Source organism: Collinsella sp. AM12-1, assembly GCF_003472325.1.
In the GTDB taxonomy this organism is placed as follows: Bacteria; Actinomycetota; Coriobacteriia; order Coriobacteriales; family Coriobacteriaceae; genus Collinsella.
In genome coordinates, this window is the sequence record NZ_QRLS01000007.1 from 49,964 (window position 1) to 60,296 (window position 10,333).

7 protein-coding genes are annotated in these 10,333 nt (G+C 60.4%); 3 read left to right on the forward strand and 4 right to left on the reverse strand.

Annotated elements, in window-relative coordinates; genetic code table 11:
• Positions 1 to 86: 86 nt before the first annotated feature.
• Together DW136_RS04985 and DW136_RS04990 are read right to left on the reverse strand one after the other, a co-directional pair.
• Positions 87 to 1,430: a PTS sugar transporter subunit IIC gene (locus DW136_RS04985; protein ID WP_117716272.1), complete on the reverse strand. Its 1,344-nt coding sequence runs from the start codon at positions 1,428 to 1,430 to the stop codon at positions 87 to 89.
• 120 nt (positions 1,431 to 1,550) lie between these two features.
• On the reverse strand, positions 1,551 to 2,951 hold the full coding sequence (locus tag DW136_RS04990; protein ID WP_118289215.1) for a glycoside hydrolase family 1 protein: 1,401 nt from the start codon (positions 2,949 to 2,951) through the stop codon (positions 1,551 to 1,553).
• 302 nt (positions 2,952 to 3,253) lie between these two features.
• Between DW136_RS04990 and DW136_RS04995 the strand changes: the two genes are divergently transcribed.
• Together DW136_RS04995 and manA are read left to right on the forward strand one after the other, a co-directional pair.
• Positions 3,254 to 3,973 (forward strand): GntR family transcriptional regulator, encoded by a 720-nt coding sequence (locus DW136_RS04995; RefSeq protein WP_117637077.1) that lies wholly within the window; start codon positions 3,254 to 3,256, stop codon positions 3,971 to 3,973.
• Positions 3,974 to 4,048: 75 nt separating this feature from the next.
• A complete protein-coding gene (gene manA, locus DW136_RS05000; protein WP_369831831.1) occupies positions 4,049 to 4,981 on the forward strand; it encodes a mannose-6-phosphate isomerase, class I in 933 nt (310 codons plus the stop codon).
• 291 nt (positions 4,982 to 5,272) lie between these two features.
• Here manA and DW136_RS05005 read toward each other — a convergent pair whose 3' ends face one another.
• The gene (locus tag DW136_RS05005) at positions 5,273 to 8,176 is read right to left on the reverse strand and encodes an ATP-dependent helicase (protein WP_118289217.1); all 2,904 of its coding nucleotides are present in this window, start codon (positions 8,174 to 8,176) and stop codon (positions 5,273 to 5,275) included.
• A 332-nt stretch (positions 8,177 to 8,508) separates the two neighbouring features.
• The gene (locus tag DW136_RS05015) at positions 8,509 to 9,489 is read right to left on the reverse strand and encodes an undecaprenyl-diphosphate phosphatase (protein ID WP_117790819.1); all 981 of its coding nucleotides are present in this window, start codon (positions 9,487 to 9,489) and stop codon (positions 8,509 to 8,511) included.
• A gap of 248 nt (positions 9,490 to 9,737) precedes the next feature.
• Between DW136_RS05015 and DW136_RS05020 the strand changes: the two genes are divergently transcribed.
• Positions 9,738 to 10,175 carry a universal stress protein gene (locus DW136_RS05020; RefSeq protein WP_006235921.1) on the forward strand — a complete coding sequence of 146 codons (438 nt, stop codon included), beginning with the start codon at positions 9,738 to 9,740 and terminating at the stop codon, positions 10,173 to 10,175.
• Positions 10,176 to 10,333: the final 158 nt, after the last annotated feature.

Genomic DNA, 10,333 nt, shown 5'->3' on the forward strand with positions numbered 1-10,333 from the left:
TGCGTCTTTACACAAGGGAGAGAGCTGCGGGCACCGGCACCGCGTACCGGCGCCCGCAGCGGTGAAAGGGACGAACGTTAGGCGTTCTACTCGGCGAGAGCCTCCTGCTTGGCGATTGCCTTCTCGGAAATCTTCATAAAGGGCAGGTAGACGGCCATGCCAATGACAATCTCGAGAGCCTGCCACACGCCGGCGCGCCAGTCAAAGCCCGTAGCGAGCAGGGCATTGATGACGGGAGGCATAGTCCAGGGCACCTGGGCGATGCAGGGGCTGATGATGCCTGCGCAGGTAAGGCCATAGGTGATGCCGATGAACAGATCGGGAAGAAGGACAAACGGAATCATGAGCGGCAGGTTGTACACGATGGGGTAACCGTAGATAACCGGCTCGTTGATGTTGAACAGACCAGGCAGGATAGCCATCTTGGAAACGGTCTCGGAAGCCTTGTTCTTGGAGAACAGGAGCGTGTCGAGCAGAAGCATGAGGGTGCAGCCCGAGCCGCCGATGAGGGCGAAGCTGTTAACGATCTGCATGTTCATGTAGTGATCGGGCTGGATGGTGCCACCGGCGGCAAAGGTAGCCATGTTGTCGACGATGAGCATGGTCAGGATCGGCTCGACGGTAGCGCCAGAGATGGTGGACTGGTGAATACCGACGCAGAACAGCAGGTTAGCAAGGGTGTAGATGAGGATAACAGCCCACGGACCGGCGTTCATGATGCTCTTGAGCGGGTTGGAGATGCACGTGGAGATGATGGTGCACAGATCGGTGCCGGCGCACACGGCGAGCAGGGCTGCGGCAAGAGCGAAGATCGCGAGGTTGAGCAGCATCGGGATCATGACGTTGAAGGAGTTGGAGACCGCGGGAGGCACGCCCTCGCCCAGCTTAACCTTGAGCTTCTCGACGCCAGAAATCTTGATGAAGAGCGAGACGGAAAGCAGGGCGATGATAATAGCCGAGAACAGACCGTTGGTGCCGGTGTTGGCAGTCGAAAGGGCGCCCGTGACCTCGGCGGAGGTGATCTTGTCGGTGAGCAGCGGGCTCGTGGCGGCAAGCGTGGCGGTGACCTGCTGCGGCATCATGATGACGAAAGCAGAGATAGCGACGACCACGCAAGCAAGCGGGTTATCGAAACGCTTGTTCTTAGCGAGGCTGTAGCCAATCAATCCGGCCAAGATAATGGCAGAGACGTTGAGGGTGCCCAGCGTAATTGCCGAACCCCACGTCTGAAGATTGGCAAGGCCCGCCGCATCGAGCGGGAACAGGGGGAACACGACGTTGTTAATAAGAACCGCGATACCCGCAAGGATATAGAGCGGCGTGATGGTCGCGAAGGCGTCACGCAGGGAACGCAGGTGAACCTGGTTTCCCACCTTCGCAGAGACCTCGGCAAACTTGTCGAGGAAGCTCTTTCCGTTGTCACTGGCCATGATTGCTCCTAACTTTCAAATCCGGCCTTTTCCTATGCGCACGGTGGTCTGTCGCCCTCTGCCACCAGATGTGCCATGTGTTGCGCGCGGCGGCGCGCGGTCTGGGCGTTCGCCCGATCGCTAATCAACCACGTGGGTCGTGGCGACCTGTTTGAGCCAGGCCGCCGACTTCTTAAGACGGCGCTTATAACCATCCATCAAATCGACCTCGACAAAGCCATAGCGATTCTTAAAGGCGTTCGCCCAAGACCAGTTATCGATGACGGCCCAATAATGGTATCCGCGGCACTTGGCGCCCTCGGCAATTGCCTTGGCAACCCACTCCAGGTGTTGACGTACAAAGTCGACGCGGTAGTCATCCTGGATGGTTCCTTCGGCGTCACGGTTCTTGTATTCGTCCATGATGCCGATGCCGTTCTCGGAAACGAACCACTCAAGATCGGGGTAGTTCTTGGCGCAGTCCATGCCAAAGTCGTAGAGGCCCTGCGGGTAGATCTCCCAGCCGCGGCTCTCGTTCATAACGGCGTCGGGCCATACGTACTCGTCGGCAAAGTGCGGCAGGCCGTACTGGTCGACCTTGCTCGCCGGCGCTTGAACGCGCGTGGGGTGGTAGTAGTTGCAGCCGAGCCAGTCGACAACACCCTGCTTAAGAATCTCTTGGTCGCCGGCACGGAACGGGAGCTTAACGCCGCCCTTGGCCAGGCTGTCGAGCACGTCGGCAGGAAGCTCGCCCTTGGTAATGAGGTCAAGCCACCAGCGGTTGTTGATGCCGCTGGTCATACGCACGGCCTCGAGGTCTGCCTCGCTGGGGTTCTCCTTGGTGTAGACCGGGGTAAAGCAGTTGATCATGCCGATCTTAGCATCGGCGCGAATAGCGCCCTCGTCATAGGCGCGACGATAGTTGGCCACGGCCAGCGCGTGCGCCAGCGAGATGTGATACTGCACGGTGCGGGCGCGGTTGAAGTCGTGGAGCTGCGGGAACCACACGCCCTCCTGATAGCGCTGCTCGGGCTCGACGATGGGCTCGTTAAAGGTGAACCAGTACTTAATCTCCTGGCCAAACTCGCGGAAGGCGACGTCGGCGTAATGCGCGTAAGCCTCGACGACCTCACGGCTCTCCCAGCCGCCGCGGTTAAAGAGGTAGGTGGGCATGTCAAAGTGGTACAAGTTGACAAACGGCTCCAGGCCGGCCTCGCGAGAGGCGCGGAACAGCTCGTGATACCACGCGGCGCCCTCCTCGTTCAGGTTGCCGTCGGCATCGAGCAGACGGCTCCACTGGATGGAAGTGCGATAGGTATCCAGGCCCAATTCCTTCAAAATGCGAAGGTCTTCCTGGTACTTGGCCATAAAGTCATTGCCGGCATAAGAGCCAACGCAGTTGTAGAACGAACCCAGATCCTGGATGGACCAGGTGTCCCACAGGTTCTCGAGCTTGCCGCTCTGATTCCACTGACCCTCAGTCTGCGGGCCGGACATAGCAGCGCCAAAGAAGAAGTCACGGGGCAGCTGATACTGTGCCATCAAAGTCCTCGCTTTCGTGTCTTAGAGCTTCCGGTTGGAGACGGGTTTGCTTTGGCAGGTTATCCGGCGCGGGCGCGCACCGGTCATACCGATATCCAACCTGCCAAAACAAAGCCGTCCCCAAACAGTACAAGGAAACGCCAATGCATCTCGCTTGTTGTCTGTAACTATAGCGCTCTAATTTTCTATGTAAAGCGTCTTTTTCATTTTTCTTTATCGAACTTCTTTCATGAAAGCCATATGGATGCTTTTTAAGTAGGTATACTTTCTAAATATCGACGCAAATATGAAGGGAGGATTGCATGATTCCCAAATACGAGGCGATAGCTGCAGATATCCGTCGAAGCATCGAGGACGGCGCACTTAAACCGGGCGATAAGTTGCCCACCGTCGTTGAGTTCTGTGAGCTCTATGGCGTTTCCAAAATCACCGTCAAACGAGCGATTGAGCAGATCACCGAGGAAGGCCTTATTACCAGCCGGCGCGGATCGGGCACCTACGTCAAGGACACGGCGGGGCTTCCCGGCCAGGTGTTTTTTCAAGGCAAGAACGACCGTGCCCAGGGCTTTTCGTATGAGCACCGCGGGGAAAAGGTGACCTCGGTGGTCTACGATTTCTCGATCGTCAATCCGCCGGCAGAGGTTGCGACCCAGCTGGGAATGGCCGAGGATGACTTCGCCTATCACATCGTGCGCGTGCGCCAGGTCGACGAGAAGCCCATCGTCATCGAGTACACCTATATGCCGCTCGAACTGATCCCGGGCCTTAAAAAGAAGGACCTGTACGGATCGGTCTACGGCTTTATCCGCGAGCAATGCGGACTGAAGATCTCGAGCTTCCATCGCACCATTCGCGCTGTCGCGGCAACTGAGGAAGAGGCTGAGCGCCTGGATACCAAACCCGGCTCTCCCCTGCTCGAACTCAACCAGATTGGCTTCTTGGATAGCGGCACCGCGTTTGAATATTCTATCTCGCACAACGTAGGCGATCGCTTTGAGCTACACAACGTAACGCTGGCATAAGTTTTTGTAGTCATGCGGGCGCTCACTATGGCTCGTTTGGAGTGGGCGGCCGCGCAACACAATGGGGGTATGAACATGTCCGACTTGATTAAACTGACGCCGATCTTCCACGAGAAGATCTGGGGCGGCCGCCAGCTCGAAACCGTATTTGGTTACGACATTCCCGAGGGCCCCATCGGTGAGTGCTGGGCCATCTCGGCCCACCCCAACGGCGACTGCCAGATTGCAGAGGGCCCGTATGCCGGCCACACGCTGTCGTGGCTGTGGGCCGAGCACCGTGAGCTCTTTGGCAACTGCGAGGGCAAGGAGTTCCCGCTGCTCATTAAGATTCTGGACGCCAAGGACGACCTTTCAATCCAGATTCATCCCAACGACGAATACGCTGCGAAGCACGAGAACGGCAGCCTGGGCAAGACCGAGTGCTGGTATGTGCTGGACTGCGAGCCCGGCGCCACGATCATCGTCGGACAACGCGCTAAGGATCGCGCTGAGGCCGCACTGATGATCAAGGACGGCCGCTGGGACGACATGCTCAACGTGCTGCCGATCCACAAGGGCGACTTTTTCCAGATTGATTCCGGTACCGTGCACGCCATCAAGACCGGCACGCTCATTTTGGAGACGCAGCAGTCGAGCGATGTGACCTATCGCCTGTACGACTACGACCGCCCCGGCACCGACGGCAAGCTGCGCCCTCTGCACATTGAGCAGAGCCTCGACTGCATCGATTTTGATGTCCAGGCTCCGACCGACGGCACCGTGACCGCGCCCGAGGTCGACGGCGTGACTGAGCTCGAGTCCAACCCCTGCTACACCGTCGATCGCGTTCGCGTCGACGGCAGCAAAACCCTCGACCAGCGCTGGCCCTTCATGTGCCTGTCAGTCATCGACGGCGAAGGCACCGTCTGCGGCGACCCCGTCCACAAGGGAAGCCACCTGCTAGCCCCCAGCACCGTTAGCTCCATTGACCTCGAAGGCAAGATGGAACTGATCGTCAGCCACCTCTAGGTCGCAATAACAACCAAAACGAAACAAGGGGCTCCCCCGTCCATGCACGGGAGAGCCCCTACTCACATCTATTTTTCTATCAGCCCACCCGGCTCTCCAGACCAAAAAGCGAACGAGCAAAGCGACGTTCGCAAGCTGCAGGCTAAAACGCCACAAGGAAGAGGGCGCGTCGGGGGCTTTGGTCGATCGCGAGTTCCGCACGAGCCGGAGAGCACTTAATGTGCTCTCCGTGCGAGCAGGACTGTCCGAGCAGGCGACCAAAGCCCCCGGAGCGCCCGGTCAACCTCGCAGTTAGGCATTCAGCTTAACGATCGGTGCAAAGCCCTTCATCAGCTTTTTGGTCTGGCCGGTCTTTTCGAATTGAACCTCAATCATGTCTCCCGCGACCGAGATCACGGTACCCGTGCCAAAGGTCTTGTGACTCACGGTATCGCCCGCGGCAAAGTCCTGCGATGCACTGGCGCGATCGACCTTGCGTTCCACCGTCGGCGACACCTTGGACGATGGCTTTTTGGCTCGCGGCGCACCCGAACCAAAGGTCGAGGCAACACGGCCGGCGTCGGGCGAGACCCCGCGATGGCGCTCGGTGCCATAGGTGCTGCCACCAAAGAAATCGTCGAAGCTCGATCCGCCGCGCGAACCGGAACCGCCGGTCGAGCGCGTATGCGAACCGAACACCTTGCCGCCATACATATCCGAGCCCATGCCCGAGCCAAAGGTGCCGTGACGGTCGCCGCGCTTCTCCCAGCCCGTGCCCTCAAAACCGGCAGAACCGATACCGCTAAACTCGATATCCTCAAACGGAATCTCGTTGAGGAAGCGAGAGCGCGGGTTGGCAGAGGTCGAGCCGTAGGTGCGACGCGTGGCCGCATAGGTCAGGAACAGGCGCTTACGGGCACGCGTGATGGCAACGTAGGCCAGGCGACGCTCCTCCTCGAGCTTGCCCGGGTCATCGCTGCCGCCAAAGTCGTGCACGTGCGGGAAGATACCCTCCTCCATGCCGGCCACGAACACCGCCGGGAACTCCAGGCCCTTGGCGGAGTGGATGGTCATCATGGTAATGGCATGCGTCTCGCCGGCCAGGGAATCCAGGTCGGAGCGCAGGGCCAGCCACTCCATGAGTGCCGGCAGTGCCTTACAGGTGAGCGGACCGTAGGTGCGCTCGATCTCGTCGGCATGCACGGCGCCCGCCGGTAGCTCTGTTGGCACGGCATACGCGTTGCCCGCGATGGCGGCGGCCAGGGCATCCTGCGGCGAGAGCGCCGGGGCGGCTAGGCTATCGAGCGGATTGGAGCCCGCGGCGTCACGAGCGCCGACAAGTGCCTCAAACGAGGATGCCGGAGCGGACGGCCCCGGCTCGGACGCGGGCGCACTCACCACGACGGACTCGGACTCGGCGACGGACGGCACGTCGGCAACACCGGCCGCGCGCAGCTCTTCTAGACTCTCGAGCGTACCCTCGATATCCTCGTGCGTCTCCTCAAATTCGGCGGCGACGCCCAGGAATTCCTGGATGTTCTCGGCGCGGCTCTCGGACTCCATGGTGCCCTCGGCGCGAAACGCCTGCAGCAGGCCCGTCTTATCGACAATCATCTCGACGACGTCCTTGAGCTCGCCGTCCATGCGGCGGCCCTCGCGCACCAGCGCCACAAAACTCGACAGGCCGTTGCGCACCTTGGCACTAAACATGCCCGTCTCGGCTGTTGCGATCTCGCAGGCCTGGAAGAACGAGCAGCGGTTGTCGCGCGCCAGCTGCTCGATCTTTTGGATCGAGGTGGAGCCGATGCCGCGGCGCGGCGTGTTGATGACGCGCTTGACGCTCATCTCGTCGGCCGGGTTCACGATCATCTTGAGGTAGGCCATGACGTCGCGAATCTCGGCGCGGTCGAAGAATCGCGTGCCGCCGACGATCTTGTAGGGCACGCCCGCGCGCAGGAACATATCTTCGAGGATACGCGACTGGGCGTTGGTGCGGTAGAACACGGCGATATCGTCGTAGCTCGTACCCTTGGCATGCAGCTTTTCGATCTCGCCGGCAATCCAGCGACCTTCGTCGCGCTCGTCGCTTGCCTGGAAAGCCTGAATCTTCTCGCCATCGCCCTCGGCCGTAAACAGGCGCTTGTCCTTGCGCTGCGAGTTGTGGCGAACAACGGCATTGGCGGCGCTCAGGATGTGACCCGTGGAGCGATAGTTCTGCTCCAACTTGACGGTCTTGCAGTTTTTAAAGTCCTGCTCAAAGTCCAGGATGTTGGTGATGTCGGCGCCACGCCAGCTATAAATGGACTGGTCGTCGTCGCCCACGACCATGAGGTTTTGGTACTTGGCGGCCAGCAGGTTGGCGATTTCGTACTGGACGTGGTTGGTGTCCTGATATTCGTCGACGCTAATGTAGCGGAAGCGCTCTTGGTACTTGTCGAGCACCTCGGGGCGGGTGCGCAGTAGCTCGAGCGTGCGCACGAGCAGGTCGTCGAAGTCCATCGCGTTGGCGGCGCGCAGGCGGCGCTTCAGCTCCAGGTAGACTTGCGCGGCCTTTTTGTCGTTGGGGCTATCGGCGCTCTTGAGCATGTCCTCGGGCCCGATCATGGCGTTTTTAGCAGAGCTGATCTTGCTGCGGATCATGTTGATGGGGAACTGCTTTTGCTCGATGCCGAGCGCCTGCATAATGTCGCGCACCATGCGCTTTGAGTCGTCGTCATCGTAGATGGTGAATTGACCGGTATAGCCCAGCAGGTCGGCGTCCTCGCGCAGCATGCGCACGCACATGGCATGGAAGGTGCACACCCACATGCCACGGGTGCCGCTGGGGATGAGTGCCGCCAGACGCTCGCGCATCTCGGCCGCAGCCTTGTTGGTAAACGTGATGGCAAGAACCTGCCAAGGCTTAACACCCAGGTCGCCGAGCATATGTGCGATGCGGAAGGTCAAGACGCGGGTCTTGCCCGAGCCGGCGCCGGCGAGCACCAGCAACGGGCCCTCGGTGGACAGGACCGCCTCGCGCTGGGCGGGATTAAGGCTGTCGATGTCGACGAGCGGCTTGGCGGGCTTGGGCGCCGGCGCGGGAGCGTCGTAGATGTCGAGCGGAACGAGCTCGGGCTCCGGCGCAGCGGGGGCGGTGTATGCATCGAGCGGCACGGGTTCCGGCGCGGGCGGCACGGGCGCGGCAGTGTTCTTTTCCCAGGGCAGGGGCTGGGTCATGGGCGACTCCTCATCTGACGGACGGCGCGCCTGCGGGCAGCGCCATAGTTTGAGCCGTACCAGTATACCGAGCCGCGCGGACACCGACGCAAATCACACCACGACTCCGTGCGCCACCATCGGACCCACCCCAGCGGATTTGGCGCAATGGGGTCAGGCCAGTCTGCACGAATCAATTGACAATCACGAAACCGCCGATGTCATGGCAGCAGCAGCGAGCGGTGGCCGGGGCGAACAAATTGGCATGAAAGGGGGCGGCATAGACCTTCTGGTCATGCCGTCCCCTTTGAATGACCAGTTGTCGCCCCGGCCGCCGCGCAGCGTCGACTAAGTTAGAGGCCGAGCATCGGCTCCAGGACAAAGAAGTACGCGAGCACCACGATGCCCAGGATGATGCGGTAGACGCCGAAGCACTTGAAGTCGTGACGGCGAACGAAGCCCATAAGCCACTTGATGGCAATGAGCGACACCACAAAGGCGACGACGCAGCCCACGCCCAGGATAGCGACCTCGTTGGCGCCGAACGTACCACCCTTGATGAAATACTTGACCAGCTTGAGCGCACTCGCGCCAAACATGACAGGGATGGCCAGGAAGAACGTAAACTTGGACGCCACCGAACGCGTGCAGCCCAAAAGCAGGCCGCCGATGATGGTAGAACCGGAGCGAGACGTTCCAGGCACCAGCGAAAGCACCTGGAAGCAGCCGATACCCAGCGCAGTCTTCCAGCTCAGGTCCTCGAGCGTGGCGATGGAGCCAAAGTCCAGATCCTCGTCATCGTCCTCATCCTCAGCGGTAGCCGCGGCGGGCGCCGCAAAGTGCGCACCGGCGGGACGTCCACCCGACACCACAGCACGCGAACCAAATGAACCGGCAACGGCCATTTCCTCGCGCTTGCTCGCGCGCCAGTTCTCGATCACGATAAACAGCACGCCGTACACAATGAGCGCCAGCGCCACGACGGGAGCATTATAGAAATGCTCCTCCATCCAGTCGTTAAGCGGCAGACCGATCGCCGCGGCGGGAATGCAGCCGAGCACAATCTTGCCCCACAGCACCCAGGTGTCGCGACGGCCCTCCTTGCCCTTGCTGGGCGAGAACGGATTGAGCTCATGGAAGAACAGCACACAGACGGCCAGAATGGCGCCGAGCTGAATCACGACCAGGAACATATTCCAGAACGTCTCGCTCACGTTCATCTTGACGAACTCGTCCACCAAGATCATGTGACCAGTCGACGAAACGGGCAGCCATTCGGTGATGCCCTCGACCAGGCCCATAAAGGCAGATTTTAAAAGCTCGATGATATCCAAAGGGACCCCCTCGTTAGACACCCGCCGATATTGTTCTGCGGACGGTGCGGGCGATGTCCCATTATCAACCGTTGGCGGCGCGCCTGCGCCTACCCTTACCAAAAAACTCGCCCGTTCACAGAATTGCGAGCGGTCAAACCCAAATCCTTGGGTATAACTGCAACAAGATAAAGTGTCCGGCGGCCAACGCGCCCGCGCCCGCCCGATGCACGAGCCCCGCGCCCGTGCGATAGACCAAGGAGGAAACCATGAACGAGGGCTACACCAAGGTATTTGTTTCACTCGACGGTACTGAACAGCAGGATTTTGTGCTCGCACGCGCCATCAAGGTCGCCGCGAACAACGGCGCCAAGCTAATCATCGGCCACGTTATCGATTCCACGGCGCTCGAGAGCGCCGGTTCCTATCCGGTCGATCTGGTCAACGGCCTAGAGGAGGCATTTAAGAACTCCATCGCCAAGCAGCTCGAGGAGGCCAAGGCCAATCCCGACATTCCCGAGGTCGAGGTCATGATTCGCGCCGGCCGCATTCGCGAGACGCTCAAGGACGAGATGCTCGACGTGGTTAAGCCCGACCTGGTGCTCTGCGGCGCACGCGGCCTGTCCTCGATCAAGTATGCGCTCCTGGGCTCGATTTCGACGTTCCTGCTGCGCAATACCGATTGCGACATCTTGGTCGTAAAGTAGCGTTGCTCCCACCGGCCGCGGGGCCTGCGGGGTTTCCATGGGCACGTCCTCGCCGCGTTGCGGCTGCGGGATGTGCCCTTAGGAAACCCCTCCCGGCCCCGCGGCCTTTGCAGCCTCACTTCAACGAGTTGTCTGATAGAAAAATGGCGTGGCGCCCC

What these genes read in the sequence shown, in the direction of transcription:
- DW136_RS04985 (WP_117716272.1), bottom strand. Translation starts at nt 1,430, where the DNA reads ATGGCCAGTGACAACGGAAAGAGCTTCCTCGACAAGTTTGCCGAGGTC.
- DW136_RS04990 (WP_118289215.1), bottom strand. Translation starts at nt 2,951, where the DNA reads ATGGCACAGTATCAGCTGCCCCGTGACTTCTTCTTTGGCGCTGCTATG.
- DW136_RS04995 (WP_117637077.1), top strand. Translation starts at nt 3,254, where the DNA reads ATGATTCCCAAATACGAGGCGATAGCTGCAGATATCCGTCGAAGCATC.
- manA (WP_369831831.1), top strand. Translation starts at nt 4,049, where the DNA reads ATGTCCGACTTGATTAAACTGACGCCGATCTTCCACGAGAAGATCTGG.
- DW136_RS05005 (WP_118289217.1), bottom strand. Translation starts at nt 8,176, where the DNA reads ATGACCCAGCCCCTGCCCTGGGAAAAGAACACTGCCGCGCCCGTGCCG.
- DW136_RS05020 (WP_006235921.1), top strand. Translation starts at nt 9,738, where the DNA reads ATGAACGAGGGCTACACCAAGGTATTTGTTTCACTCGACGGTACTGAA.